The organism is Streptomyces sp. NPDC087420 (genome assembly GCF_044744165.1).
GTDB lineage: Bacteria > Actinomycetota > Actinomycetes > Streptomycetales > Streptomycetaceae > Streptomyces.
Map to the genome: position 1 here is coordinate 224,093 of NZ_JBIUXU010000003.1, position 25,758 is coordinate 249,850.

The 25,758-nt window shown below is 69.9% G+C and carries 22 protein-coding genes and 2 pseudogenes; 17 read left to right on the plus strand and 7 right to left on the minus strand.

What is annotated here, in order from left to right:
* Positions 1-58: 58 nt before the first annotated feature.
* Entirely contained in the window at positions 59-1,381 is a 1,323-nt protein-coding gene (locus tag ACIO1C_RS07095; RefSeq protein WP_401859468.1) for a citrate synthase, read from the plus strand.
* Positions 1,382-1,869: 488 nt separating this feature from the next.
* On the opposite strand, the gene ACIO1C_RS07100 is transcribed toward ACIO1C_RS07095, so the two are convergent.
* Both ACIO1C_RS07100 and ACIO1C_RS07105 read right to left on the minus strand, forming a co-directional pair.
* Positions 1,870-2,124: a heavy-metal-associated domain-containing protein gene (locus ACIO1C_RS07100; RefSeq protein ID WP_401859469.1), complete on the minus strand. Its 255-nt coding sequence runs from the start codon at positions 2,122-2,124 to the stop codon at positions 1,870-1,872.
* Positions 2,125-2,311: 187 nt separating this feature from the next.
* Positions 2,312-2,986, minus strand: a complete 675-nt coding sequence (locus ACIO1C_RS07105) for a TetR/AcrR family transcriptional regulator (protein ID WP_401859471.1) — start codon at positions 2,984-2,986, stop codon at positions 2,312-2,314.
* A 144-nt stretch (positions 2,987-3,130) separates the two neighbouring features.
* Between ACIO1C_RS07105 and ACIO1C_RS07110 the strand changes: the two genes are divergently transcribed.
* Entirely contained in the window at positions 3,131-5,458 is a 2,328-nt protein-coding gene (locus tag ACIO1C_RS07110; protein WP_401859473.1) for an MMPL family transporter, read from the plus strand.
* A gap of 99 nt (positions 5,459-5,557) precedes the next feature.
* Here ACIO1C_RS07110 and ACIO1C_RS07115 read toward each other — a convergent pair whose 3' ends face one another.
* On the minus strand, positions 5,558-5,752 hold the full coding sequence (locus ACIO1C_RS07115) for an AlpA family transcriptional regulator (protein ID WP_161307998.1): 195 nt from the start codon (positions 5,750-5,752) through the stop codon (positions 5,558-5,560).
* A gap of 258 nt (positions 5,753-6,010) precedes the next feature.
* Complete coding sequence (locus ACIO1C_RS07120; protein ID WP_401859475.1) at positions 6,011-6,922, minus strand: sugar phosphate isomerase/epimerase family protein; 912 nt, start codon at positions 6,920-6,922, stop codon at positions 6,011-6,013.
* Positions 6,923-7,045: 123 nt separating this feature from the next.
* On the opposite strand from ACIO1C_RS07120, the gene iolC reads away from it, so the two are divergent.
* The 5 genes and pseudogenes from iolC (at position 7,046) to ACIO1C_RS07145 (ending at position 13,400) form a co-directional block, all read left to right on the plus strand.
* Positions 7,046-8,083 carry a 5-dehydro-2-deoxygluconokinase gene (gene iolC, locus ACIO1C_RS07125; RefSeq protein WP_401859476.1) on the plus strand — a complete coding sequence of 346 codons (1,038 nt, stop codon included), beginning with the start codon at positions 7,046-7,048 and terminating at the stop codon, positions 8,081-8,083.
* Positions 8,080-8,961 (plus strand): deoxyribose-phosphate aldolase, encoded by an 882-nt coding sequence (locus tag ACIO1C_RS07130; RefSeq protein WP_401859478.1) that lies wholly within the window; start codon positions 8,080-8,082, stop codon positions 8,959-8,961. Before iolC ends, ACIO1C_RS07130 begins: the two co-directional genes overlap by 4 nt.
* 17 nt (positions 8,962-8,978) lie before the next feature.
* Positions 8,979-9,785: pseudogene (gene iolB, locus ACIO1C_RS07135) on the plus strand (5-deoxy-glucuronate isomerase); the annotation flags it as partial.
* 176 nt (positions 9,786-9,961) lie between these two features.
* Positions 9,962-11,836 carry a 3D-(3,5/4)-trihydroxycyclohexane-1,2-dione acylhydrolase (decyclizing) gene (iolD, locus tag ACIO1C_RS07140; protein WP_401859480.1) on the plus strand — a complete coding sequence of 625 codons (1,875 nt, stop codon included), beginning with the start codon at positions 9,962-9,964 and terminating at the stop codon, positions 11,834-11,836.
* Positions 11,837-11,900: 64 nt separating this feature from the next.
* Positions 11,901-13,400, plus strand: a complete 1,500-nt coding sequence (locus ACIO1C_RS07145; RefSeq protein WP_401859482.1) for a CoA-acylating methylmalonate-semialdehyde dehydrogenase — start codon at positions 11,901-11,903, stop codon at positions 13,398-13,400.
* A gap of 42 nt (positions 13,401-13,442) precedes the next feature.
* On the opposite strand, the gene ACIO1C_RS07150 is transcribed toward ACIO1C_RS07145, so the two are convergent.
* Together ACIO1C_RS07150 and ACIO1C_RS07155 are read right to left on the minus strand one after the other, a co-directional pair.
* Positions 13,443-14,819 carry a hypothetical protein gene (locus tag ACIO1C_RS07150; RefSeq protein ID WP_401859484.1) on the minus strand — a complete coding sequence of 459 codons (1,377 nt, stop codon included), beginning with the start codon at positions 14,817-14,819 and terminating at the stop codon, positions 13,443-13,445.
* A 54-nt stretch (positions 14,820-14,873) separates the two neighbouring features.
* Complete coding sequence (locus tag ACIO1C_RS07155; RefSeq protein ID WP_401859486.1) at positions 14,874-15,314, minus strand: ATP-binding protein; 441 nt, start codon at positions 15,312-15,314, stop codon at positions 14,874-14,876.
* Between the two features lie 92 nt (positions 15,315-15,406).
* On the opposite strand from ACIO1C_RS07155, the gene ACIO1C_RS07160 reads away from it, so the two are divergent.
* The 8 genes and pseudogenes from ACIO1C_RS07160 (at position 15,407) to ACIO1C_RS07195 (ending at position 20,524) form a co-directional block, all read left to right on the plus strand.
* Positions 15,407-16,231 carry a Scr1 family TA system antitoxin-like transcriptional regulator gene (locus ACIO1C_RS07160; protein ID WP_401859488.1) on the plus strand — a complete coding sequence of 275 codons (825 nt, stop codon included), beginning with the start codon at positions 15,407-15,409 and terminating at the stop codon, positions 16,229-16,231.
* The gene (locus ACIO1C_RS07165) at positions 16,218-16,409 is read left to right on the plus strand and encodes a DUF397 domain-containing protein (protein WP_401859490.1); all 192 of its coding nucleotides are present in this window, start codon (positions 16,218-16,220) and stop codon (positions 16,407-16,409) included. Before ACIO1C_RS07160 ends, ACIO1C_RS07165 begins: the two co-directional genes overlap by 14 nt.
* Before the next feature lie 40 nt (positions 16,410-16,449).
* Positions 16,450-16,641 (plus strand): DUF397 domain-containing protein, encoded by a 192-nt coding sequence (locus tag ACIO1C_RS07170; protein WP_401859492.1) that lies wholly within the window; start codon positions 16,450-16,452, stop codon positions 16,639-16,641.
* Positions 16,638-17,048: pseudogene (locus ACIO1C_RS07175) on the plus strand (DUF4291 family protein); the annotation flags it as partial. The gene ACIO1C_RS07170 and the pseudogene ACIO1C_RS07175, both read left to right, overlap by 4 nt.
* Positions 17,049-17,330: 282 nt before the next feature.
* Positions 17,331-18,197, plus strand: a complete 867-nt coding sequence (locus ACIO1C_RS07180; protein WP_401859494.1) for an oxaloacetate decarboxylase — start codon at positions 17,331-17,333, stop codon at positions 18,195-18,197.
* Positions 18,198-18,226: 29 nt separating this feature from the next.
* On the plus strand, positions 18,227-18,574 hold the full coding sequence (locus ACIO1C_RS07185; RefSeq protein ID WP_401859496.1) for a hypothetical protein: 348 nt from the start codon (positions 18,227-18,229) through the stop codon (positions 18,572-18,574).
* A 10-nt stretch (positions 18,575-18,584) separates the two neighbouring features.
* The gene (locus tag ACIO1C_RS07190) at positions 18,585-19,676 is read left to right on the plus strand and encodes a bile acid:sodium symporter family protein (RefSeq protein WP_401859959.1); all 1,092 of its coding nucleotides are present in this window, start codon (positions 18,585-18,587) and stop codon (positions 19,674-19,676) included.
* A 245-nt stretch (positions 19,677-19,921) separates the two neighbouring features.
* Positions 19,922-20,524: a hypothetical protein gene (locus ACIO1C_RS07195; RefSeq protein ID WP_401859498.1), complete on the plus strand. Its 603-nt coding sequence runs from the start codon at positions 19,922-19,924 to the stop codon at positions 20,522-20,524.
* Between the two features lie 60 nt (positions 20,525-20,584).
* On the opposite strand, the gene ACIO1C_RS07200 is transcribed toward ACIO1C_RS07195, so the two are convergent.
* Positions 20,585-21,766, minus strand: coding sequence for a S8 family peptidase (locus ACIO1C_RS07200; protein WP_401859500.1), 1,182 nt, complete (start codon positions 21,764-21,766; stop codon positions 20,585-20,587).
* Between the two features lie 407 nt (positions 21,767-22,173).
* Here ACIO1C_RS07200 and ACIO1C_RS07205 point away from each other — a divergent pair, with 407 nt between their 5' ends.
* Positions 22,174-24,813, plus strand: a complete 2,640-nt coding sequence (locus tag ACIO1C_RS07205) for an alpha/beta fold hydrolase (RefSeq protein WP_401859502.1) — start codon at positions 22,174-22,176, stop codon at positions 24,811-24,813.
* Positions 24,810-25,742, plus strand: a complete 933-nt coding sequence (locus ACIO1C_RS07210; protein WP_327236582.1) for an ABC transporter permease subunit — start codon at positions 24,810-24,812, stop codon at positions 25,740-25,742. The genes ACIO1C_RS07205 and ACIO1C_RS07210 overlap by 4 nt, the downstream gene beginning before the upstream one ends.
* Positions 25,743-25,758: the final 16 nt, after the last annotated feature.

A 25,758-nucleotide genomic window follows, 5' to 3' on the forward strand; every position in this document is an offset into this window, starting at 1 on the left:
AGCCAAATGGGGGATGGTAGAGACAGTCAGGGCACCTCGAAGAAGAGGCACTACGTCGGTGAGGGATGACGTGAGCGAGAAACGCGACAACGACGCGAACGACGCGGTAGTACTGCGGTACGGCGACGGCGAGTACACCTATCCGGTGATCAACAGCACCGTCGGCGATTCGGGCTTCGACATCGGAAAGCTCCGTGCTCAGACCGGCCTGGTGACACTGGACAGCGGGTACGGCAACACCGCCGCCTACAAGTCCGGGATCACCTACCTCGACGGCGAGGAAGGCATCCTCCGTTATCGCGGTTACCCCATCGAACAGCTGGCCGAGCGGTCCAGCTTCGTCGAGGTGGCGTACCTGCTGATCAACGGTGAGCTTCCGACCGTCGACGAGCTGGCCTCGTTCAAGAACGAGATCACCCAGCACACGCTGCTGCACGAGGACGTCAAGCGTTTCTACGACGGCTTCCCGCGCGACGCGCACCCGATGGCGATGCTGTCCTCCGTGGTCAGCGCGCTGTCGACGTTCTACCAGGACAGTCACAACCCGTTCGACGAGAAGCAGCGCCACCTCTCGACGATCCGGCTGCTCGCCAAGCTTCCGACGATCGCGGCGTACGCGTACAAGAAGTCGATCGGCCACCCCTTCGTCTACCCGCGCAACGACCTCGGGTACGTCGAGAACTTCCTGCGCATGACGTTCTCCGTCCCCGCGCAGGAGTACGTGCCGGACCCGGTCGTGGTCGCCGCGCTGGACAAGCTCTTCATCCTGCACGCGGACCACGAGCAGAACTGTTCGACCTCCACCGTGCGTCTGGTCGGCTCCTCGCAGGCGAACATGTTCGCCTCGATCTCCGCGGGCATCAGCGCCCTGTGGGGCCCGCTGCACGGCGGCGCCAACGCCTCCGTCCTGGAGATGCTCGAAGGTATCCAGGCGGCCGGCGGCGACGTCGACTCCTTCATCCGCAAGGTGAAGAACAAGGAAGACGGCGTGAAGCTCATGGGCTTCGGGCACCGCGTCTACAAGAACTTCGACCCCCGGGCGAAGATCATCAAGGCGGCGGCGCACGACGTCCTGTCGGCGCTCGGCAAGTCCGACGAGCTGCTCGACATCGCGCTCAAGCTGGAGGAGCACGCGCTGGCCGACGAGTACTTCGTCGAGCGCAAGCTCTACCCGAACGTGGACTTCTACACCGGCCTGATCTACCGGGCCATGGGTTTCCCGACCGAGATGTTCACCGTGCTCTTCGCGATCGGCCGGCTGCCCGGCTGGATCGCCCAGTGGCACGAGATGATCAAGGAGCCGGGATCCCGCATCGGCCGCCCGCGCCAGATCTACACCGGCGAGGTCCTGCGCGACTTCGTCCCGGTCGAGGGCCGCTGACTCCCGCGGGCCCGCCGGCTTCCCGGCAGGCCCGCAGACAGCGAAAAGCGCCCCGCCGCCGATCCCCCCACGGGTCGACGAGCGGGGCGCTCTCCATATCCCCGGATGCGGATTCCCCCCACGGGATCCGGCCCGGGCGTCTGCTGAAACCAACAGCGGGCTTCTCGCTGCGCTCTGACCGGGGTACGTACGTACGGGAGGGCCGCTCAAAGCTCCCCGCGGTGCACGTGCCCCGGTCGATCGCGCCTGTCCGGAACGTCCCCCAAGACGTCCCATGACATGCCTTCGAACGTCCCCCAAGACGTTCTCCGGCATCGCCTTCTAAGACACGCGAGCTGCCCGAATGGTTACCCCTCAATCTATGTGATCTAGATCTCTTTGTGAAGGTCTTGTGGCTCACATGTAGAGCCACAGGCCATCGAGGTCAGGAACCATGGAAACAAGGGTTCAAACTGCACCCGGACCTATGATTATGTGACTTCCGCCGGTCAGGCGTGCTCGACCAGCTCGTATCCCGCCTCGTCCACGGCGGCCCGTACGGCGCCCTCGTCCAGTACCGATTCGGACACGACTGTCACCTGGCCGGTGGCGGCCGTGGCCCGGACGGACCTGACACCCTCGATCGTGGAGATCTCGCCGGAGACGGCACCTTCGCAGTGGCCGCAGCTCATGCCCTTGACCTGGTAGACGGTGGTGACTCCGCCGGAGGTCTCGGTCGACTCGGTCGTCGTCTCGGTGGTCATGGCGTTCTCCTCTTCGAGAGCATTCGAGAGCATCGGTACCCGGTTCGGGGTGTGCTGGAGGGTCGCGGGAATCCCGTGACGCCCCAGCTCTTCCGACTTTACCCCTAGGGGGTATGAAAGCGAAGCTGGGGTCACCCTCGCGCGGCACCCGTATCCGCCGCCCTGCCCGATCCGTCCGGCGGCCCGCCTAGCAGCCCGCCTCGCCGACGAGTGGGCTCAGGTAGCGGTGGAGGACGGTCTTCAGCTCCTTCGTGTACGCGTCGCGCTCGGCGCCCTCGTGGGTGAGGATCAGCCCGAGTCCGGCCTTGAAGATGGCGAAGATCGTGTTCGCGGTCCTGGCGACCTCGGCCGGCGGTGCGTCCGGCAGGTATCCGGCCAGGATCTCCTCCGTGCGCTCCACCAGGCCTGTGTTGAGCTTCTCGTGCTGCAATCTGGCGTGGCCGGGGATGTCGGAGCCCTGCATCAGTACGGCGAAGGCGGGATTCGCCTGGTTGAACTCGATGAGCGGGTCGAGAACGGCGTCCAGCAGCTCGGCCAGTGGCAGGCTCGTGTGCACGGGGAGGAACGCCTGGCCGTACGTCTCGCGCCAGCGCCGCAGCAACTGGTCGCCCAGCTCGATGGCGATGGCTTCCTTGTTCGGGAAGAACTGGTAGAGCGTGCCGGGCGAGACGCCGGCCTCCCGGGCGATGGAGTTGGTGCTCGCCGCGGTGTAGCCGGTGGTGCAGAAGACGTTGGCCGCCGCGTCGAGCAGCTGGGCGATGCGCCGCTCGCCACGGGCCTGTCGGCGGCGCGGCTTCTCCGTTCCCGCGTCGGTGCCGCCTCCGGCCGCCGGCGCGCCGCCGCTCCTCTTCGCCTCCTGCACGGTTATCCCCAGCTCTCCTGATCGGGTTGACAAACACGAGTGGGCGCTCGCATTCTTGGATCAATGCGAGCGACGACTCGTATTTGCCATTCTATGGCGCTGTCCGACCCTTACTTTGGGTCACGGTGAAGGGGACACCGCACCATGTCCGATGTCAACAGCGAGCCGCGCCGCGGTGGCTGGACCAGGTTCGTCACGGCGCGTCCACGCCTGACCCTGCTGCTGGCCCTGGTCGTCACGGCGCTGGCCGTGGTCGCGGGAAGCGGGGTCGGCGACCGGCTGGCGAGCGGCGGCTGGCAGGACCCGAACGCGGAATCGAGCTACGCGACGAAGGCGCTGGAGCGGGAGTTCCCCTCCTCCCAGCCGAATCTGCTGCTGCTCGTCGACAGCGGGACCCGGAGCGTCGACGATCCCGCGGTCGCCGCCGAGGCCCGGAAGCTCACGGACCGGCTGACGGCCGAACGGGGCATCACGGGAGTCGGGTCGTACTGGCAGGCGCTCGCGCGGGCGGGCGGGCAGGCGGGCGCGTCCGCGCTGCGCGCCAAGGACGGCCGGCAGGCGCTGGTCGCGGCCAGGATCGAGGGCGACGAGAAGACCGCCGCCGAGGTCCTGGACCGGATAGCTCCCTCGTACGAAGGGTCGCGGGGGCTCCTCACGGTCTCGCTCGGCGGGCCCGTGGCGGTGCAGCACGAGATGCAGACCCTGATCCAGGAGGACTTGCTGCGGGCCGAGTTGATCGCCCTGCCGATCACGCTGGTGCTGCTGGTGATGGTGTTCGGCAGCGCGGTCGCCGCACTGCTGCCGCTCGGCCTCGGCATCGTCGCCATCCTGGGGACAAACGCGGTGCTGCGGGGGATCACGGAGCTGACGGACGTCTCGGTCTTCGCGCAGAACCTGACCACGGCGCTGGGCCTCGGACTGGCCGTCGACTACGCGCTGTTTGTCGTGCGCCGGTTCCGCGAGGAGCTGGCGGCGGGGGCGGAGGTGCGGGAGGCCGTGGGCACCACGATGCGTACGGCGGGGCGGACGGTGCTGTTCTCCGCGCTCACCGTGGCGGCCTCGCTGGCCGCGCTGCTCGTCTTCCCGCAGTTCTTCCTGCGCTCCTTCGCCTACGCGGGAATCGCGGTGGTGCTGCTGGCGGCCGTCGCGGCGCTTGTCCTGCTGCCGGCCGCGCTGTTGCTGCTGGGACACCGGGTGAACGCGCTGGATCTGCGGAAGCTGCTGCGCCGGCGCGGACACAAGCCCGCAGCGGCCCCGGCGGGTACGGCGCAGGCGGGCACGGCCCCGGCGGCCGGGGAGCCCGCGGCCGCCGCGAAGCCCGCAGCGCCCGAGGAGGCGTCGGGATGGGGGCGTACGGCGGCCCTGGTGATGCGGCGGGCCCCGCTCTTCGCCGTGGCCACCACCGCCGGTCTGATCCTGCTCGGACTGCCCTTCCTGGGCGTCACGTTCGGCTCGTCCGACTACCGCCAGCTGCCCACGACCGCCGAGACCCGGGTGGTCCAGGAGGAGATGGGACGCGGCTTCCCGGCCGGCCCCAGCGGCGCTCTGTACGTGGTGGCGGAGGGGGCCGCCACGCCGGCCGCGTACGCCGACTACCGCGACCGGGCCGCGGCCCTGCCGGGGGTGCTGCGGGTCGACGGTCCGGTGACCTCGGGGGCGCACGCGTACTTCAGCGTCAGCTCCCGGGGCGAGGCGACGGGGGAGGCCGCCCAGCACCTCGTCACCGGTCTCCGCGCGGTGCCGGCGCCGTTCGACACCTCCGTGACCGGTACGGCCGCCACGCTGGTCGACTCCAAGGACGCGATAGCCGACCAGCTTCCCTGGGCGCTGGCCATCATCGTGGTGGTGACCTTGGTGCTGGTCTTCCTCCTCACGGGCAGTGTGCTGATCCCGCTCCAGGCGGTGGTGCTCAACGCGCTGAGCCTGACGGCGATGTTCGGCGCGGTGGTCTGGGTCTTCCAGGACGGCCACCTCTCGGGACTGCTCGGCTTCACCCCGACCGGGGACATCGACACGACCCTGCCGGTCCTGATGTTCTGCATCGCCTTCGGACTCTCCATGGACTACGGGGTGTTCCTGCTCTCCCGGATCAAGGAGGAGTACGACCGGAGCGGCGACCACGACCGGGCCGTGGCCTTCGGTCTGCGGCGCACCGGCGGGCTGATCACCGCGGCGGCCGTGATCCTCGCGGTGGTGATGGTGGCCATCGGCACCTCGCGGGTCACCAACACGAAGATGCTGGGCCTCGGGATAGCCCTCGCCGTGATCATGGACGCGATGGTGGTGCGCAGCCTCCTGGTCCCCGCGGTGATGAAGCTGACGGGGAAGGCGACCTGGTGGGCACCGGGGCCGCTGCGCCGCTTCCACGACCGGTTCGGGCTGAGCGAGGGCGAGGGTGCGGGGGAGCCGGTGACGGACATACCGGACGGCGGACAGCCGCCCGTACGGGAACGGGACACGGCGGGCGTATGAGACCCGGCCGGGCCCCGTACCGATGAGCGGTACGGGGCCCGGCCGGTTCATCGCCCCCTTCGTCTGTGTTGTCGGCCCGTCAGGTCCGGCGCGTCAGGGTCATCTGGACCCTCTGTTGCCGGGCCGGTTGGCCACCCAGGTGCGGACGGTGTCCGCGTACCAGTAGGGCTTGCCGTTCTCCACATGGTCGGGCGGTGGGAGCAGCCCGTGTTTCCGGTACGAGCGGACGGTGTCGGGCTGCACCCGGATGTGCGCCGCGATCTCCTTGTACGACCAGAGTCCTTTGTCCGTCATCTGTGGCACCTCCTTGCGTCCGCCGCAGGGGCGGCCTGTGGGGCCGTCGGGGGAGCTGCGGCAAAGACGCTGGCGATCACTCAGCCTGTGCCCGATGAACGACGGAGAGTGATGAGGAGACTGGGTCTGTCGCCCCCCTGTGACGGAAGACCCGCGTAATGGAGATATGTGTGACAGAAAGGGGATTCTTGTGACACATACGGCACATGATCGCCCGACAGGTCATGGACGCCCGGAGGTGCCGCGGTGGTGCCGGTCTCAGACCCCGCAGCTCCGCAGGAAGCGGCGGGTGCGGGTGGCGATCGGGAAGGGCTTGTCGGGCGGGCACGGGTACATGTCCTGCTCGACGATCGCGAAGAGGTCGACGTCCAGCCGCTGCGCCGCCGCCAGCACCGGCTCCAGCGCGGGGACACCGGCCGGCGGCTCGCACATGACGCCCCGCCCGACCGCCGGACCGAACGGCACCTCCTGGGCCACGACCTCGGCGAGGATCTCCGGGTCGACCTGCTTGAGGTGGAGGTAGCCGATGCGTTCGCCGTACGTCTCGATCAGCTTGACGCTGTCGCCGCCGCAGTAGGCGTAGTGCCCGGTGTCCAGGCAGAGCGAGACCAGATCCGGGTCGGTGGAGTCCAGGAAGCGGTTGACGTTCTCCTCGGTGTCGACGTGGGTGTCGGCGTGCGGGTGGACGACGATCCGCAGGCCGTAACGGTCCTGCACCTCCCGGCCCAGGCGTTCGGTCTGGGTCGTCAGGTCGCGCCACTGCGCCGGGGTGAGGGTCCGGTCCTCCAGCACCTCCCCGGTCTTGTCGTCGCGCCAGAAGGCCGGGATGACCACCAGGTGGTCGGCGCCCATCGCCCGGGTGAGCGCCGCGATGTCCGAAACGTGCTCCCAGGTCTTCTCCCAGACCGAGGGGCCGTGGTGCAGCCCGGTGAAGACCGTCCCGGCCGAGACCTTCAGCCCGCGCTTCGCGGTCTCCTCGCCCAACCGGTCGGGATCGGTCGGCAGATAGCCGTACGGGCCGAGCTCGATCCACTCGTAGCCGGCATCGGACACCTCGTCGAGGAAACGCCGCCAGGGCACCTGTCGCGGATCGTCGGGAAACCACACCCCCCACGAATCGGGGGCCGACCCGACGCGGATGCGGTTCAGTGGGGGTACGGATGAAGTCATAACGGTCAGCTTTCCGGCCATTCGGAAAGAGTGTCAAGCCTTCGTCCGAATGTCAGGACAAAACATTGACAGGGCGCGGGGCGGAGCACTACACCTGGGGTGGTCGAGACCGGAGGAACACATATGCCCGAGCCGTACGAGCCGTACGACGTCATCACCATGGGGCGGATCGGGGTCGACCTCTATCCCCTGCGGACCGGGGTCCCGCTGGCCCAGGTGGACACCTTCGGGAAGTTCCTGGGCGGCTCCGCGACCAACGTGGCCGTCGCCTCCGCGCGCCTGGGCCGCCGTACCGCCGTCATCACCCGCACCGGCCGGGACGCCTTCGGGGACTATCTCCACCAGGCCCTCGGCGAGTTCGAGGTGGACGACCGCTGGGTGACGCCGGTCGAGCGGTACCCGACCCCGGTCACCTTCTGCGAGATCTTCCCCCCGGACAACTTCCCGCTCTACTTCTACCGCCGCCCCAAGGCCCCTGACCTGGAGATCCATCCGCACGAACTGGACCTGGACGGCATCAGGTCCGCCCGGATCTTCTGGATGACCGGCACCGGCCTGTGCGCGGAGCCCAGCCGTTCGGCGACCCTCACGGCGCTGGAGGCACGCGCCCGGGCCGGGATCACCGTCTTCGACCTCGACTGGCGGCCGATGTTCTGGCCGGACGGCGGAGAGCCCGACCCGGGCCGGAACGAGGACGCCGAGCCGGACCCGAGCGCCGCCGCCCGCGAGGTCTACGCGCGGGCGCTGCGCCACGCCACCGTGGCCGTCGGCAACCTGGACGAGTGCGAGGTGGCCGTCGGGGAGCGCGAACCGTACGCCGCCGCCCGCGCGCTGCTCGCCGCCGGCGTCGAGCTGGCCGTCGTCAAACAGGGCCCCAAGGGCGTCCTCGCCGTCCACCGCGACGGCACCACCGCCGAAGTACCACCCGTCCCTGTCGACGTGGTCAACGGCCTCGGTGCCGGCGACGCGTTCGGCGGCGCCCTCTGCCACGGCCTGCTGGCGGGCTGGGATCTGGAGCACACCATGAGATACGCGAACGCCGCGGGCGCGATCGTCGCCGGCCGCCTCGCCTGTTCGTCGGCCATGCCGTACGACAGCGAGGTCGCCCAGGTCCTCGCCGGCGGACCGACGCCGGCCGAGCCCGAAAGGGACGCCTCATGAGCCGCGTCAACGTGTCGCGGCTGGTCCGGCTGCGCACCCACCACCCCGAGGCCGTCGCCGAGGCCGCCGCCCGGCGGGTCAGGCGCCCCCTGATCCGCTCCACGGGCCGGCTGATGATCATCGCCGCCGACCACCCCGCCCGGGGCGCCCTCGCCGTCGGTGACCGCCGCCTGGCCATGGCCAACCGCGCCGACCTGCTGGAGCGGCTCTGCCTGGCCCTCTCCCGCCCCGGCGTGGACGGCGTCCTGGCCACCGCCGACATCCTGGACGACCTGCTGCTCCTCGGCGCCCTGGAGGACCGGGTCGTCATCGGCTCGATGAACCGCGGCGGCCTGGCCGGCGCCGCCTTCGAACTGGACGACCGCTTCACCGGGCACCGCCCCGAGGATCTGGCCCGCTCCGGCTTCGACGCCGGCAAGCTGCTGCTCCGTATCGACTACCAGGACAGCGCGTCGGTCGACACCCTCCACTCCGCCGCCCGCGCCGTCGACGCGATGGCCGAGCGCCGGCTCCCCGTCTTCGTCGAGCCGTTCATCTGCCGCCGCGAGAACGGCCGGCTCCGTACGGACCTGTCCGCCGAGGCGGTGACGCGCTCGATAGCCATCGCCTCGGGACTCGGTGGTACCTCTGCGTACACCTGGCTGAAGCTTCCCGTTACCCAGGACCCGGACGATATGGCCCGGGTGATGGAGACCTCGACGCTTCCGGCGGTCCTGCTGGGCGGTGAGATCGGCGACGACCAGGAGGGCGCGTACGAGAAGTGGCGCAAGGCGCTGCAACTGCCCACCGTGCAGGGCCTGGTGGTGGGCCGCTCGCTGCTCTATCCGGTCGACGGTGACGTAGCCGCGGCGGTCGACACCGCCGTGGGACTGCTCTAGGAGGGTACGGACACCCCATGACGAACCATCACGACCCGTCGTCCGGCCGCCATGTGCGGGCGGGCGGTTCGGCACGCGGCCCCTACGCCCTCGACATCGACCCCGAGCGGGCCGGCTGGGCCCACAGCGCCCTGCGTGTCCTGGAGTTGCCCCCGGGCGGTTCACACACCCTGTCCACGGGGGACAGTGAATGGATCGTGCTTCCGCTCACCGGCGGTTGTACGGTGCACACGGAGGGCGAGTTTTTTGAACTGCTGGGCAGGGAAAGCGTGTTCGGCGGGGTCACCGACTTCGCGTACGTACCGCGCGATGCCCATGCGCAGATCGCCTCCGGTGCGGGAGGCCGCTTCGCCCTGGCAGGAGCGAAGTGCGAGCGACGACTCCCCGCTCGCTACGGCCCCGCGCCGGAGGTTCCGGTCGAGCTGCGCGGCGCGGGCAACTGCTCGCGCCAGGTCAACAACTTCGCCGCCGCCGGCGTCTTCGAGTGCGACCGGCTCATCGCGGTCGAGGTGCTCACCCCGGGCGGCAACTGGTCGTCCTACCCGCCGCACAAGCACGACGAGCACACCCCCGGCGTCGAGTCCGAGCTGGAGGAGATCTACTACTTCGAGATCGACTCGGGGGGATCGGGGGGATCGGGGGGCTCGGGGGGTGAGGGCAAGACCGACGGCCTCGGCTACCACCGGGTCTCGCCCTCGCGCCCCGGCGGTACGGACGTTCTCGCCGAGGTCCGTACGGGCGACACCGTCCTCATCCCCGACGGCTGGCACGGCCCGTCCATCGCCGCGCCCGGCCGGGACATGTACTACCTCAACGTGATGGCGGGACCGGGGGAGTCCCGGGAGTGGCTGATCCGGGACCACCCCGACCACGGCTGGATCCGGGACACCTGGCCCGAACAGCCCGTGGACCCCCGCCTGCCGCTGTACGAAGCCCCCGCCGCGCAGAGCACCGACCCCCGCGCCACCACCGCCGGAAACCGAGCCGAGGAGGACCCCCGATGAGCACGCGCCGTCTCACCGTCGCCCAGGCGCTGATCACGTTCCTCGCCCGGCAGTACAGCGAGCGGGACGGCCACCGGCAGCGGCTGATCCCTGCCACCTGGGGCATCTTCGGGCACGGCAACGTGGCGGGTATCGGCCAAGCCCTTGTCGAGTCCGGCGGGGACATGAGGTACTTGCAGGGACGAAACGAACAAGCCATGGTGCACGCCGCGGTGGGGTACGCCCGCCAGAGCAACCGCCTCTCCGCGCACGCCGTGACCACCTCCATCGGCCCCGGCGCCACCAACCTCGTCACCGGCGCCGCCCTCGCCACCATCAACCGCCTGCCCGTGTTGCTGCTCCCCGGCGACACCTTCGCCACCCGTCCCGCCGACCCCGTCCTCCAGCAGCTCGAAGCCCCCTTCGCGGGTGACGTCACCGTCAACGACGCCCTGCGGCCCGTCTCCCGTTACTTCGACCGTGTCAGCCGCCCCGAGGCGCTGATCCCGGCCGCGCTCGCCGCGATGCGCGTCCTCAGCGACCCGGCCGAGACCGGCGCGGTCACGCTCGCGCTGCCGCAGGACGTACAGGCGGAGGCGTTCGACTGGCCGGAGGAGTTCTTCGCCGAGCGCGTCTGGCGCGTGCGCCGCCAGGCGCCCGATCCGTACGAACTGGCCGAGGCGGTCAGGCTCGTACGGGAAGCGCGCCGCCCGCTGCTCGTCGCGGGCGGCGGGGTCCACCACAGCCGTGCGGAGGACGCCCTGGCCGCGTTCGCCGACGCGACCGGGGTGCCCGTCGCCTCCACCCAGGCGGGCAAGGGCTCCCTGCGCTTCGACCACCCCAGCGACGTCGGCGGCATCGGTCACACCGGCACCGCCACCGCCGACGAATTGGCCAGGACCGCCGACCTGGTGATCGGGGTCGGCACGCGCTGGTCGGACTTCTCGACCGCGTCCGCCACCCTGTTCGCCCACCCCGACGTCCGCTTCCTCAACATCAACGTCACCGGCTTCGACGCCCACAAGCTGGCCGCAGAACCTCTGGTGGCCGATGCCCGTACGGCGCTGGAAGGGCTGACCGAAGGTCTCGCCGGCCACCGGGTCGACCCCGCCTACGCGGTGGAGTACGGGGAGGACAAGGAGCGTTGGGAACACCGCGTGGATGCCGCCCTGTCCACCGACGAGGAGCTGACCCGACCCACCCAGGCCCAGGTCCTCGGGGCGCTGGACGCGCTGGTGACGGACGAGGACATCGTCATCAACGCGGCCGGTTCGCTCCCCGGCGACCTGCACAAGCTGTGGCGGGCCCGTTCCCGCGACCAGTACCACGTGGAGTACGGCTACTCCTGCATGGGATACGAGATCCCCGCCGCCATCGGCGTCCAACTCGCCGCGCCAGGCCGGCCGGTCTGGGCGCTGGTCGGGGACGGTACGTACCTGATGAACCCGACTGAGATCGTCACGGCGGTCCAGGAGCGGCTGCCCCTCAAGGTCGTCCTGGTCCAGAACCACGGGTACGCCTCGATCGGCGGCCTCTCCGAGTCGGTCGGCGCGGAGCGGTTCGGTACGGCGTACCGCTTCCGGGCCGCGGACGACACGTTCACCGGCGCCCCGCTCCCCGTCGACCTCGCCGCCAACGCGGCCTCGCTCGGGATGCGGGTGATCCGCGCCAAGACCGTCCGCGACCTGCGCGAAGCACTCGCGGAGGCACGCGCGGCCGAGGGCCCCACATGTGTCTACGTGGAGACCGAAACCGCAGACACAGTGTCGGGCGTCCCACCGGCCCAGGCATGGTGGGATGTTCCCGTGGCGGAGACCGCGACCCGCGCGGCGGCGGTCAAGGCCCGTGAGGAGTACGACCGGCACACCCGGGCCCGGCGCCGTCACCTGTGAGCACGACCCGTGGCCGCGATCCGTGGGCGCGTCCTGTGAGCGCGATTTCTGAGGGAGTAACGCAATGAAGACCGTCCACCACTGGATCGGTGGCAAGACCGTCGAGGGCGCCTCGGGCAACTGGGGTCCCGTGACGGACCCGGCGACCGGAGCCGTCACCACCCAGGTCGCGCTCGCGTCCACCGAGGAGGTGGACGCGGCGGTCGCCGTCGCGAAAGCCGCGTACGCGACCTGGGGCACGTCGTCCCTCTCCCAGCGGACGGGCATCCTCTTCCGCTACCGCGCCCTCCTCGACGCCCACCGCGACGACCTCGCCGCGCTGATCACCGCCGAGCACGGCAAGGTGCACTCGGACGCGCTCGGCGAGGTCGCGCGCGGCCTGGAGATCGTGGAGCTGGCCTGCGGGATCACCACACAGCTCAAGGGCGAGCTGTCCACCCAGGTCTCCAGCCGGGTCGACGTCTCCTCGATCCGCCAGTCGCTGGGCGTGGTCGCGGGCATCACGCCCTTCAACTTCCCGGCGATGGTGCCGATGTGGATGTTCCCGCTGGCCGTCGCCTGCGGCAACACGTTTGTCCTCAAGCCCAGCGAGAAGGACCCGTCGGCCGCCAACCTCCTCGCCGAGCTGGCCTCGGAGGCAGGGCTGCCCGACGGCGTGCTGAACGTGGTGCACGGCGACCGGGTCGCGGTGGAGGCGCTGTTGGCCCACCCGGACATCGCGGCCGTCTCCTTCGTGGGGTCCACGCCGATCGCCCGGCACATCCACACGACGGCCTCGGCGAACCACAAGCGGGTCCAGGCCCTCGGCGGCGCCAAGAACCACATGCTGGTCCTGCCGGACGCCGACCTGGACGCGGCGGCGGACGCGGCGGTCTCGGCGGCGTACGGCTCCGCCGGTGAGCGCTGCATGGCCATCTCGGCGGTCGTGGCGGTCGGCGCGATCGGCGACGAGCTGGTCGACAAGATCCGCGAGCGCGCCGAGAAGATCGTCATCGGCCCCGGCAACGACCCCGCCTCCGAGATGGGCCCGCTGATCACCAAGGTCCACCGCGACAAGGTGGCCTCGTACGTCACGGGCGCGGCGGCCCAGGGCGCGGAGGTCGTCCTGGACGGTACGGGCCACACGGTCGAGGGCTTCGAGGACGGCCACTGGATCGGCCTGTCCCTCCTCGACAAGGTCTCCACCGACTCCGACGCGTACCGCGACGAGATCTTCGGCCCGGTCCTGGTCGTCCTCCGCACGGAGACGTACGAGGAGGGCATCGCCCTGATCAACGCGTCGCCGTTCGGCAACGGCACGGCGATCTTCACCCGCGACGGCGGCGCCGCCCGCCGCTTCCAGCTGGAGGTCGAGGCCGGCATGGTCGGCGTGAACGTGCCGATCCCGGTGCCGGTGGGCTACCACTCCTTCGGCGGCTGGAAGGACTCCCTCTTCGGCGACCACCACATCTACGGCAACGACGGCGTGCACTTCTACACGCGCGGCAAGGTCGTCACCACCCGCTGGCCGGACCCGTCCGAGGCCCCGGCGGGCGTGGACCTGGGCTTCCCCCGCAACCACTGACGCCTGACGTAGGGCCGCGGCTGTGACTACCGGACATCTCGTCTAGAAGGGAGGGGCGTCCGGGCCGCGGGTGGCTTGGAGGGCCGCTTCACGCCGCCGGCCAGCCGCACGGAGTTCGGAGAGGGGAGGCATGCCTTCGATCGCTTCGGCCGCACGGCCCTGCCGGACGAGGAGTGCAGCGACTTCCCAGGCCGGCACGTCGGTATCGGCCCGGAGCAGGGCGAGGGCTTCTTCGACGCGTCCTGACCGCTCCAGGATCCGCGCGGTGCTGGCTGTCAGTCCGTACAGGTTCGTCGGCATGGTCGCGGCGTAGGTGAGGGCTTCTTCGTACCGGCCGGCCTCGCCGAGCAGCCATATCCGGTTCGAGTGGAACCAGGACGCGTGCTCGTCGATGAACTTGGCATCGCGTTCGCCGAGGATGGCCAGCGCGTCGTCAGGACGCCCGGCCTCGGCCAAGAGGTGGATGACGCCTTCGAGAAGGCATGCGTCGTGGTAGTCGAACGTGGGTCGTCCTACCTCGACGGCTTCCTCGGTCCGGCCCTGGCGGCCCAGCAGTTCGATCAGGGGCCAGAGGAAGCGGTCCGTCGACTCGTCGGCGGTGATGAAGCGCCGCAGGACGGCCTCGGCCTCGTCGGCCTGTCCCCGGTCTTCGAGGGCCCTGGCGTAGTACGGCAAGCCAATGTACGCGTGCTCTCCGGTGCCCAAAGCACGCAGTTCCTCCATGCACCCGTTGCGCCGGAGGAGTTCGGCATAGGCGGTGAGCGTGTTCTGGACCAGGAAGCGGCCGGCGGCTATGTCTGCTCCGAGTACCTGGACGGCCTCATCCACGCGGCCCGCGCGTTCGAGGACCTGGGCCTGAAGGTCCTGTGCATTGCTGGCATCGAGTTTCCACCGTTCCGCGCCGCGGGCGTTGCGGGCCCGCTCGGCTTTCGGTGCGATCAGTTCCAGGACCCGCTCGTCCCGGTCCTGCCCGTCGGTCAGCTCGACCAGGGTGGACAGGAGCCACGACCGGTCCAGGTGCGGTGTGAGGATGCTGATCGCCTCGTCCACCTGCCCGGCCTTGACCAGCAGTCCCGCGAAGTCCTGGCACACGTACTCCGATGCCCGCCCCGCATCGTCCGGGCGGACCCGGTCCAGCGCCTGCCGCACCCGTCCCGCCTGCAGCAGGATGTCGGCAACGGCCCAGCGCGCCGGCTCCCAGCCGACCTCGGCAAACGGCTCCATCACGCCCAGAGCCCGCTCGAACTCGGCCGCCGCGCACAGCTCGCGCACCGCCGCCCGGGCACAGAACCACTCCCCCCGCTCCGTTGCCGCCCGTATCAACAGTTCGACGTGTCCCCGCTCCACCAGCAGGTTGACCAGGACGGGCGGAATCCCACCGAGCCGCCGAGACTGCCACTCAAGATCATCAATGTTCACGCGTTGAGCGTACGGGCGTCCCTAGGACAGCCCGGCCGTTCCGCCGCAGTCCGCTCAGCTTTCCGGCGGGGGCGCCAGCTCGGCCCAAACGAGCTTCCCCGGCCCGAGCCGGTCACTGACCCCCCATGCGTCCGCCAGCGCCGCGACGAGCACGAGCCCGCGCCCGTCGGTGGCGTCGAGGTCCGGCGTACGCTGCTCGGGCTTGTCGGAGGAAGCGTCGTGGACCTCGATACGGAGACCTCCGGGCGTCCCGAAGAACCGGGTCTCGATCTCCCGCCCCGGCGAAACCCGCGCGTGCCGCGCCGCGTTGGTCAGCAGCTCCGAGAGAATGAGCACGGCGGAGTCCTCCACGGACGACAGCCCCCACCCCAGGAGCGCCTTCCGCAGTTCCAGCCGCGCCAGCCCCACACACCGCGGATGACGACTCCACCGCATGACGACGGTGCCGTTCGGGTCGAGAGCCATCTGGCCGCCACCTCCAAGTTCGTTGCTCACTGTGATGATTCCCTCACAGCCTGGAGCTTGACTCGCTACGCTTCTAGGTGGATTGGCCTGACAGCACGCGTTTCAAGTGAGGAGTTGATCCCATGCCGGAGGCACGGAAGTCGCGGACGCTCAGGGAGAAGTACGGCGAAGAGCTGAGACTCCGCCGCCTGGCCGCGGGCCTGACGCAGGAGGCGTTGAGCGAGGTGGTGGTGTGTTCGCCTACGCTGATCAGCCACTTCGAGGCGGGCCGCCGCTTACCCAACCCGGAGGACGCGCGGCGCCTGGACCAGGCGCTGGGTACGGACGGGTATTTCCTGCGGTGGCTGGGGGACCTGGACCTCAAGTTCGTCAACTACTTCGCTGAGGCAGCGGAGTTGGAGCGATATGCCACGGAGATCCGGCAGTACGGCCTCACGCTCATCCCGGGCCTTCTCCAGACGGAGGCGTATGCGCGCGAGGTGTTCCGCGCCTACCTGCCGAATCACTGGGACACCGACATTGACCAGCATGTTGTCAACCGCATGGAACGAGCACAGATCCTTACTGCCCCCTCGGGGCCCGTAGTGTGGACCCTCCTGGACGAGGCGGTGCTCCGGCGGGAAGTCGGTGGCGCGCAGGCCATGGCTCAACAGCTGCACAAGATTGCGGACTTGGCTGAAGCGGGGCGGCTGCGGTATCACGTCCTGCCGTTCCGAGGCGGAGCGCATGCGCTGATGGAGAGTCTGCTCACCTTGCTCAGCTTCAAGGACACAGCGCCTGTCGCCTACGTCGAGGGGCTGTACACAGGGAACTTGATGGATGATCCGGCCCTGGTGAGCAAGTGTCAGGCCGCCTACGATATGGCTCTGGGAGAGGCGTTGTCGCAGGTGGAGTCGCTTGCCCTGACCAGGGCCGTAGCAAAGGAATACGAGCATGATCGGCAGTGAGCGCTGGCGGAAGTCGAGCTACAGCGGTGGCGGCGGGGGCGAGTGCCTGGAGGTCGCCGACGGATACGCGCACGTCCCCGTCCGTGACTCCAAGAACCCCCACGGCCCCGCACTCACCTTCCCGGCCCCGGCCTGGGCCTCCTTCGTGGCAGCGCTCAAGGGTGGGGACCTGTCGTAGTAGCTGGCTTTGACCAGGGCCGTAGCAGAGGAGCACGAACGTGACCGGCAGTGAGTGCTGGCGGAAGTCCAGCTACAGCGGCGGCGGTAACGGCGACTGCTTGGAGGTCGCGGACGGGTACGTACACGTTCCTGTGCGCGATTCCAAGACCCCCCACGGCCCCATGCTCGCTTTCCCTGCCCCGGCGTGGGCCTTTTTCGTGGCCGCTCTCAAGGGCAGGGAACTGTCATAGCGATACCGACGCGCCAGATCCGCGCGCTGCACACCGTTGAGACGATCACCGTCTACCAGGCGTACCGGCCGGCCATCGGGCTGCCCGCCGCGCGGGACGGGCGGTTTCCCGACGTGTGGAAGCGGGACCGGATGACGTGGATCAAGCCCTCGTTCCTCTGGATGATGTACCGGTGCGGGTGGGGGCTCAAGGAGGGGCAGGAGACCGTTCTCGCTGTGGAGATCTCGCGGGACGGGTTCGACTGGGCGTTGCGGCACGCGTGTCTGTCGAGCTGCGACCGGGACGTGCACGCCGATCGGGCCGTCTGGAAGCGGGAGTTGAAGCGCGCTCCCGCCGGCGTGCAGCGGGATCTGCGGCAGTCCGCATTGCCTTACCGCTTGTTCCAGCGCGGGCTCTTCGCCGCCGCGCACTCCGTACCTGTATAAGGCATCCATTCCTCCGGAGCTTTTTTTGGCATGACGGCGCATCACGGATAATAATCTTCACGCCCCATTCCGCGTGGGAGAGAAACGAAACTTCCGTCATGGTTCGTAGTGTCGTCGGAAATTCGTAGATATGGCTTTGACCTGCTTCGTTTCGTCAAACGGGTACTGCATTCGCGATTGGTTTTACTATTCCTTGAGTCTCTGGAACATTTGAGATCAGAGCGTCGGCCGAATCGCGGTCGAGTTCTTGACCAAGGAGATCGCATGCAGTACGGAAGCGATTTACGCGCGGCTGTCGAAGCGCCCGGCACCACGCCCCTCATCGGCATCTACGACATGTATTCCGCCTCCATCGCGGCCCAGCACTACGACGGATTCTTCGTCTCCGGATTCGGCTTCGCCGCCTCGCACTACGGGCTGCCCGACATCGGATTCATCGCCTGGCCCGACATGGTGGAGTTCACCGAGCGGCTGCGCCTGGCCTTCCCCACGCATCACCTGCTCGTTGACATCGACGACGGTTACGTGGACCCCGAAGTGGCCTGCCACGTGGTGCAACGCCTGGAGCGGGCCGGGGCGTCGGGTGTGATCCTGGAGGATCAGAAGAGACCCCGAAGGTGCGGGCACGCGGACGGCAAGCAGATCCTGCCGCTGGAGGAGTACCTGGAGAAGCTCAACCTGGTGCTGGAGAGCAGGGAGAACCTGGTCGTCGTCGCGCGTACGGACGCCACGGAGGAGTCCGAGATCATCCGGCGTGCCGCTGCACTGGCCGAGACGGACGCGGACGTCGTCCTCGTCGACGGCGTGCGCAGCGTCGAATGGATCAGCCGTATTCGCGAGGTCGTCGGCACCAAACCTTTGCTTTTCAACCAAATCGCGGGTGGGAAGTCGCCCCGCCTTTCGCTGACCGAACTCACGGAACTCGCGGTCGACGTCGCCATTTACAGCACCCCGTGCCTTTTCGCCGCGCACAGCGCGATCGACAGCGCGCTGCTCGAACTGAAAGCGGCCGACGGCCGGCTCCCGGCCATGGCACACACCGGCGCCGTCGGGGTCAAGGCGGCCACGGAACTGCTGGAGAAGAACATCAGCAGGCACCACGAACGCCGCGCACCGGTCCCGGCCCAGTGAATCAATTACGTTCCACGGGGCTCCTCGTCGTGGCGACCGCGAGCCTGCTGTACGGCGCGGTCGCCGCGCACGCCTCGGACGTCACGATGCCCCCTCCCGTCGCGCACGCCCTCGACGATGGCGATGACGACGATGACGAGTCGGAGGACCGGGCGCGCCCCGGCCAGACCATCGGCCTGCTGGTGGTCGACAACTCGTCCCGGGACTCGATCCTGGAGATCGACCGGACCTTCAACACCCTGCTCCACAGCAAGGGCACGGCGGGCAGCGACCACGACGGGGGCGGCGGCGCCATCGACGTGGACGCCCGTGAGGTGTCGGGCCCCGACGCCGTCGCGGTCGGGCATCCGCCCTGGCAGGGCGAGGGCAGTGAGTGAAGTGAGTGAGATGACGCCCGTGGCCCCAGCCCCGCGCCCCTCCTGGAAGCGACGCCTGCCCAGGGCGGTCGACCCGTACGTCGCGGCACTCCTCGGTACGGTCGGGCTGGCGGTGCTCCTGCCCGCGACCGGCCGGGGCGCCACGCTCGCGGAAGGCACGGCGGACGTCGCCATCGCCCTGCTGTTCTTCCTCTACGGCGCCCGGCTCTCCACCCGCGAGGTGCTGGACGGTCTGCGGCAGTGGAAGCTCCACCTCACGGTCGGCGCGAGCACCTTCGTGCTCTTCCCTCTCCTGGGGCTGGCCGTCGGCCTCCTCGTCCCCCACGTGCTCACCGAGCGGCTCTACATCGGTCTGCTCTTCCTCTGCGTCGTCCCCTCGACCATCCAGTCGTCGATCACGCTGACCTCCACGGCGCGCGGCAACGTCCCGGCCGCCGTCTGCGCCGGCACGTACTCCAGTCTGTTCGGGATGATCGCCACCCCGCTGCTGGCCGCCTGGCTGGTCGGCTCCGACGTCGGGTTCTCGCACCACGGCCTGCTGTCCATCGGCAGTCAGCTCCTATTGCCCTTCCTGGCGGGGCAGTTGGTACGCCGCTGGATCGGCGCGTTCATCGGGCGCCACAAGAAGTCGCTCGGCCTCCTGGACCGGGGAGTGATCCTCCTCGTGGTCTACACGGCCTTCAGCAGGGGCATGGCGCAAGGGATCTGGCACCAGGTGACCCCTGGCCGGCTGATCGCGCTGTTCTGTCTGACCGGACTCCTGCTGGCGGTCGCCCTCACCACCACGTCCTACGCCGCCCGGCGTCTCGGATTCAGCCGGGAGGACCGCGTCACCGTCGTGTTCTGCGGCTCCAACAAGAGCCTCGCGACGGGACTGCCGATGGCGGCGGTGCTGTTCGGGGGATCGGCGGGGCTCGTGATCCTGCCGCTGATGCTCTACCACCAACTCCAGCTCGCGGTCTGCTCGGTGATCGCGAACCGCTGGTCCCGCGCGTCGGAGCCCGCGCCCGCCCCTGCCGCCGTTACCGGTGTCCCCGCCCCCGCACGACCGGTGGGCCCGACCGAATCGGTGGAACGAGGCGCCCCGCCCACGGGAGCCTGACGAGTGCCCGGGCCAGGGAATCCGCGACTCGAAACGTTCGGGAGATCGCTGCTTCCTCGCGTCCGGGAGATCGTTGTTTCCTCGCGCGGGGGCGGCCAACTGACCGCCCCCGCGCGAGGAAACGCCGTCCTGGACGCTCCCGCGCCAAGTCAAGAACTATTTTACGTGAAAGTTCACACAGTGCGGCGATATGCGGTGTATTGGTTGAATTACGCACATATACCGCTCTCGAACGGATATGCCCTATGGCAACTCTGACCCGGCGCCCCGCGCCAGGACCGGTGGTGTCCGCCCGTACTCCGCATCCCTCGTCACCCGGGCTGCGCAGACTCCATGGCGCCGCCGTCGTGCGGATCGGTTTCGGTCTTCTCTGGGCCGCCGACGCCACGTTCAAGTGGCTGCCCGGCTTCATTCACGGGCAGACCATCAGCGCCAATCTGGGTGCGGCCTCGACCGTGCACACGCCCGTCATCCATCAGTGGCTCGATTTCTGGAACACCGTGGGTTCTGCCCACCCCATGCTGTTCGCCGTCGGCACCGCGATCGTGGAGAGCTTGATCGCGCTCGGTCTGATCTTCGGCGCGTTCAGCAACCTGGTCTTCGTGGGCAGTGCGATCTTCTCCCTCGGGATCTGGTCGTCCGCCGAGGCCTTCGGTCTCCCCTGGAGTCCCGGGACGACCGATCCCGGCACCTCGATCGGCTACGTCTTCGCGTCGTTGGCGCTCTTCTACGCGTTCGCCGGCGCCACGTGGAGTCTCGATTCCAGAATCCGGCCGAAGCTCGGCCGCTTCCGCTGGCTCAGCAGCCGGCTCCCGGCGGCCGCCGAGCCGGCGGCCGACGAAGCCTGACCGCGACCCCGGAGGGCCCGCCCGATCGGCGGGCCCTCCGGGGCGCACGGCCGCGTCGGCTCAGAACAGCGAATACAGCAGCTTGTTCGGGGAGCCCGTGCCCGGGTTGATGACCTTGTTGTTCGTCGCGCCGGCCACCAGCGCGTCCCTGACCTGCTGCGGGGTCGCCGTCGGGTGCGTCGCCAGGTACAGCGCGCCCACCCCGGCGGTGTGCGGGGTGGCCATCGACGTGCCGGAGATCGTGTTCGTGGCGGTGTCGCTGGTCCGCCAGGCCGACGTGATGCTCACGCCCGGCGCGAACAGGTCCAGGCACGTACCGAAGTTGGAGAACGACGCCCGCCGGTCGGTGCTGTCCGTCGCGCCGACGGTGATCGCCTCCGCGACCCGGGCCGGCGAGTAGTTGCACGCGTTCTGCGGGGTGCCGAGCGCGTTGCCGTTGCCCGCCGCGATGGCGTACGTGATGCCGCTGGCTATCGACCTGCGCACCGCGTTGTCGAGGACGGTGTCCGCCCCGCCGCCCAGGCTCATGTTGGCGATGGCGGGCTTCACGGCGTTGGCCGTCACCCAGTCGATGCCGGCGGCGACCCCGGCCGTCGTACCGGAACCCTGGCAGTTCAGGACCCGTACGGCGATGAGCTTGACGCCCTTCGCGACCCCGTACGTACCGCCGCCGACCGTTCCCGCGACGTGCGTGCCGTGGCCCTGGCAGTCCTGGCCGTTCTGGCCGCCGCCGACGGTGTCCGTACCGACCGACGCCCGGCCGCCGAACTCGCTGTGCGAGGTGCGGATCCCGGTGTCGATGATGTACGCGTTCACGTTCGACGCCGTCGTGTTGTACGTGTACGACGCCGACAGCGGCAGGTCACGCTGGTCGACGCGGTCGAGGCCCCAGGTCGGGTTCGCCTGCGTGGCGTTGAGGTGGACGGTCGCGTTCTGCTCGACGTACGACACCCGCGGGTCGGCGGCCAGCTTCCGCGCGGCGGCCGTGGACATCGTCGTGGAGAAGCCCTGGAGGGCGGTGCGGTAGACGTGCTGCGGGGTGGCGCCCAGATCGGCGGCGCTGGTGGAACCGTCCTTGAGGACGACGATCCAGCTGTTCTCGACGGCGGTGCCGGCGGCGGCGAGACGGACCTCGCCGGTGGGCGCGCTCTGTGCGGTGGGGGCCGCGGCGAACTGGAGGCCGGCGGCGAGGGCGATCACGGGGATCAGCGCGCCGAGGCGGCGGCGGACAGAGGATGCCATTGTCGTGGACCCTGACCTTTCGTTGTCCGGATTGCGGGCAAGTACGGGGTGCGGGGTGCGGAGACGCACGTAGTGCGTGAGGTGCGGGTGGCGCAAGGTGCGTGGCGTGCGAGGTGGAGATGCGCGTCAGCGTCTCGTGTGGCCCCGGGGCGCACAAGACGCCAATATCGGCCGACGTTTGCGCGCCACCGTGCGTGAGGCGGCGCGGGTTACTGATGTCCTCAATCGCCGGACGGGCTTGTTTTGGCCACGCGCCGGGATTGTTTTGGCCGCGCGCCGGCCTCCGGGAAAGTGTGCCGACTACCACGGCTGGTGTACGGCGGCCCGTCCGCGTACTACCGGAGGATGCCGCCCGGTTCAGCCCGGTGTCAGCGCTGTACGGCCCAGGGCCCGCTTAGGGTTCAGACATGGAGACCCCACCCCCACGCCGCGGGCCCCGGCCGCGTGCACGATGGCTCGCGGGCGCGGCCGCCGCTCTGGTGCTGGTCGGCGCCGGCACCTGGACCGCCGTCGCGTCCGACGGCGCGCCCGCCGTGCGTCGGCAGGACCGGACCATGGACATGCCCGGCGCCACGATCGACACCTCGTACTTCACCTCCGGCACCGGGCGCAGGCCGGCCGTGCTGATCGGGCACGGCTTCGGCGGGAGCAAGGACGACGTGCGGACCCAGGCGGAGAAACTCGCCCGGGACGGGTACGCGGTGCTGACCTGGTCGGCGCGCGGCTTCGGGAAGTCCACCGGCAAGATCGGGCTCAACGACCCCGACCGCGAGGTCAAGGACGTGTCCCGGATGATCGACTGGCTGGCGAAGCGGCCGGAGGTCGAGCTCGACAAGGCGGGCGACCCACGGGTCGGGATCACCGGCCAGTCGTACGGCGGCGCGGTCTCGCTCCTCGCCGCCGGCTACGACAAGCGGGTCGACGCGATCGCTCCCCAGATCACCTACTGGAACCTCGCCGACGCCCTCTTCCCCGACGGTGTCTTCAAGAAGCTCTGGGCCGGGATCTTCTTCTCCGTCGGCGGCGGGGGCTGCGGCACCTACGAGAAGCAGCTGTGTGACATGTACCAGCGGGTCGCCGTCTCCGGCACCCCGGACGCGGCCGCCCGCACGATGCTGGAACAGCGCAGCCCCTCCGCCGTCGGCGACCGCATCGACGTGCCCGCCCTGATCGTCCAGGGGCAGAGCGACTCGCTCTTCCCCCTCGGCCAGGCCGACGCGATGGCGAAGGCGATCAGCGCCAACGGCGCACCGGTCGACGTCGACTGGAAACAGGGCGGCCACGACGGCGGCGACCCGGAGACCGGACGGGTGGAGAGCCGGATCACCTCGTGGTTCGACCGCTACCTCAAGGACGACAAGAGCGCCGACACCGGACCCGCCTTCCGCGTCAGCCGGACCGGTGGAGTCGACTCCACCGACGGTCAGGCCCTGTTGCGCGGCGCGACCGGCGCACGCTACCCGGGCCTGGAGAGCGGCGGCACCGACGTACCGCTGAGCGGCGGCACCAAGACCTTCGCCAATCCGCCCGGCGCCAGCCCGCCCGCGATCTCCGCCGTCCCCGGCCTGGGCGGCGGACTGTCCCAGCTGTCGTCGCTCGGGGTCGGGCTCTCCCTCGACTTCCCCGGCCAGTACGCGAGCTTCGAGTCCCGGCCGCTCGGTGAGGCGTTGCGGATCACCGGCTCACCGACCGTCCGGGTCACCGTCACCTCCGACACCGGTGACGCCGTGCTCTTCGGCAAGGTGTACGACGTCGGCCCCGACGGCAGACAACAGGTCCTCCCCTCCCAACTCGTCGCACCGGTCAAGGTCGAGGACGCCCGGCAGGGCAAGGCCGTCGAGCTGACCATGCCCGCCGTCGACCACGAGGTCGACGCCGGTCACCGGCTCCGGGTTGTCCTCGCCGCCACCGACCTCGGCTACGCCTCCCCGGTTGTCCCCGCCACCTACCGGGTGTCCGTGGACAGCCCGCTGACCGTCCCGACCGTGCCCGGCCTCACCACTGCGGCCACCACGCTGCCCTGGTGGGTCTGGGGACTCCCGGTCATCGGCGTACTGATCGCCGCCGCCCTCCTGCTCACCGCCAGGCGCCGCACCAACGCGCCCGCGCCCGACCCGGCGCTCGCCCAGGTGCCCCTCCAGATCACCGGCCTGACCAAGCGCTACGCCAAGTCCGCCGACCGCTATGCCGTCCGTGATCTCTCCTTCCAGGTCGAAAAGGGGCAGGTGCTCGGTCTGCTGGGCCCGAACGGCGCCGGCAAGACCACCACCCTGCGCATGCTGATGGGACTCATCGCCCCGGACGCCGGTGAGATCCGGGTGTTCGGCCACGCGATCCGGCCGGGCGCTCCGGTGCTCTCGCGCGTCGGCTCGTTCGTCGAGGGCGCGGGCTTCCTGCCGCACCTGTCGGGACGGGCCAACCTGGAGCTGTACTGGCAGGCGACCGGCCGCCCCGGCGAGGACTCCCACATCGAGGAGGCCCTGAAGATCGCCGGACTCGGGGACGCGCTCGCCCGTGCCGTACGCACCTACTCGCAGGGCATGCGGCAGCGGCTCGCCATCGCGCAGGCCATGCTCGGTATGCCCGACCTCCTGATCCTGGACGAGCCGACCAACGGTCTGGACCCGCCCCAGATCCGCGAGATGAGGGACGTGATGATCAGGTACGCGGCGGGCGGCAGGACGGTCATCGTCTCCAGCCACCTCCTCTCCGAGGTCGAACAGTCCTGTACGCATCTGGTGGTGATGCACCAGGGCCGGCTGATCCAGGCCGGTCCGGTCGCGGAGATCACCGGCTCGGGCGACACCCTGCTCGTCACCACCGCCGAGCCCGTGTCCGAACCCGTCCTGGAGAAGATCGCCGCCCTGCCCGGGGTCGGCTCCGCCGTCCGGACGGACGACGGACTGCTGGTCGCCCTCGGCGGGACGCTGTCGACCGGCGCGCTCATCACCGAACTGGTCCGGCTCGACGTGTCGCTGACAGGGGTCGGACCGCACCGCCGCCTCGAAGACGCGTTCCTCACCCTGATCTCAGGAGGCTCCGCATGAGCGCGCTGACCGAACCGGCCGCGGGAGCCGCCGGGCCTGGCGGCCCTGTCAGTCCTGTGGGGGAGCCGGCCACCGAATCCGCCCCCGGCTACCGGTCCCGCCACACGCTGCCGCTGCGGGTCGAGGCGCTGCGCCAGCTCAAGCGACGGCGCACCCTGGTGATGGGCGCCATCCTCGGCCTCCTTCCGTTTGTCCTGATCATCGCCTTCGCCATCGGGGGCACCCCCGGCGGCGACAGCGACGGGGACGGCGGCGGCCGGCTGAACCTGATGGACACCGCGACCGCCTCCGGCGCCAACTTCGCCGCCACCTGTCTCTTCGTCTCGGCGGGCTTCCTGCTCGTGGTGCCCGTCGCGCTCTTCCACGGCGACACCGTCGCCTCCGAGGCCAGCTGGTCCTCGTTGCGCTATCTCCTCGCCGCGCCCGTGCCCCGGGCCCGGCTGCTCTGGAGCAAGCTCGTGGTCGCGCTGACGATGAGCGCGGCGGCGATGGCGCTGCTCCCGCTGGTCGGCCTGGCGGCGGGCACGGTGGCCTACGGGTGGGGGCCGCTGGAGCTGCCGGCCGGTGGCTCCCTGGCCGCGGGCGACACCGTACCGAGGCTGGCGCTGGTGGTCGCGTTCATCTTCGTCTCCCAACTGGTCACGGCCGCGCTCGCCTTCTGGCTGTCGACGAAGACCGACGCCCCCCTGGGCGCGGTCGGCGGTGCGGTGGGGCTCACGATCATCGGCAACGTGCTGGACGCCGTGACCGCGCTCGGGTCCTGGCGGGACTTCCTGCCCGCCCACTGGCAGTTCGCCTGGGCCGACGCGCTCCAGCCGCAGCTGGAGTGGGGCGGCATGCTCAAGGGGACGGCGATCTCGGTGACGTACGCCGTGGTGCTGTTCGCCCTGGCCTTCCGGGGCTTCTCCCGCAAGGACGTCGTGTCGTAGGACGCGCCCCGGATTC

Coding starts and splice junctions, on each gene's coding strand:
- ACIO1C_RS07130 (WP_401859478.1), top strand. CDS start 8,080: ATGAGCCGCGTCAACGTGTCGCGGCTGGTCCGGCTGCGCACCCACCAC.
- ACIO1C_RS07180 (WP_401859494.1), top strand. CDS start 17,331: ATGCAGTACGGAAGCGATTTACGCGCGGCTGTCGAAGCGCCCGGCACC.
- ACIO1C_RS07115 (WP_161307998.1), bottom strand. CDS start 5,752: ATGACGGACAAAGGACTCTGGTCGTACAAGGAGATCGCGGCGCACATC.
- ACIO1C_RS07210 (WP_327236582.1), top strand. CDS start 24,810: ATGAGCGCGCTGACCGAACCGGCCGCGGGAGCCGCCGGGCCTGGCGGC.
- ACIO1C_RS07190 (WP_401859959.1), top strand. CDS start 18,585: ATGACGCCCGTGGCCCCAGCCCCGCGCCCCTCCTGGAAGCGACGCCTG.
- ACIO1C_RS07205 (WP_401859502.1), top strand. CDS start 22,174: ATGGAGACCCCACCCCCACGCCGCGGGCCCCGGCCGCGTGCACGATGG.
- ACIO1C_RS07110 (WP_401859473.1), top strand. CDS start 3,131: ATGTCCGATGTCAACAGCGAGCCGCGCCGCGGTGGCTGGACCAGGTTC.
- ACIO1C_RS07160 (WP_401859488.1), top strand. CDS start 15,407: ATGCCGGAGGCACGGAAGTCGCGGACGCTCAGGGAGAAGTACGGCGAA.
- ACIO1C_RS07120 (WP_401859475.1), bottom strand. CDS start 6,922: ATGACTTCATCCGTACCCCCACTGAACCGCATCCGCGTCGGGTCGGCC.
- ACIO1C_RS07100 (WP_401859469.1), bottom strand. CDS start 2,124: ATGACCACCGAGACGACGACCGAGTCGACCGAGACCTCCGGCGGAGTC.
- ACIO1C_RS07145 (WP_401859482.1), top strand. CDS start 11,901: ATGAAGACCGTCCACCACTGGATCGGTGGCAAGACCGTCGAGGGCGCC.
- ACIO1C_RS07195 (WP_401859498.1), top strand. CDS start 19,922: ATGGCAACTCTGACCCGGCGCCCCGCGCCAGGACCGGTGGTGTCCGCC.
- iolC (WP_401859476.1), top strand. CDS start 7,046: ATGCCCGAGCCGTACGAGCCGTACGACGTCATCACCATGGGGCGGATC.
- ACIO1C_RS07165 (WP_401859490.1), top strand. CDS start 16,218: ATGATCGGCAGTGAGCGCTGGCGGAAGTCGAGCTACAGCGGTGGCGGC.
- iolD (WP_401859480.1), top strand. CDS start 9,962: ATGAGCACGCGCCGTCTCACCGTCGCCCAGGCGCTGATCACGTTCCTC.
- ACIO1C_RS07200 (WP_401859500.1), bottom strand. CDS start 21,766: ATGGCATCCTCTGTCCGCCGCCGCCTCGGCGCGCTGATCCCCGTGATC.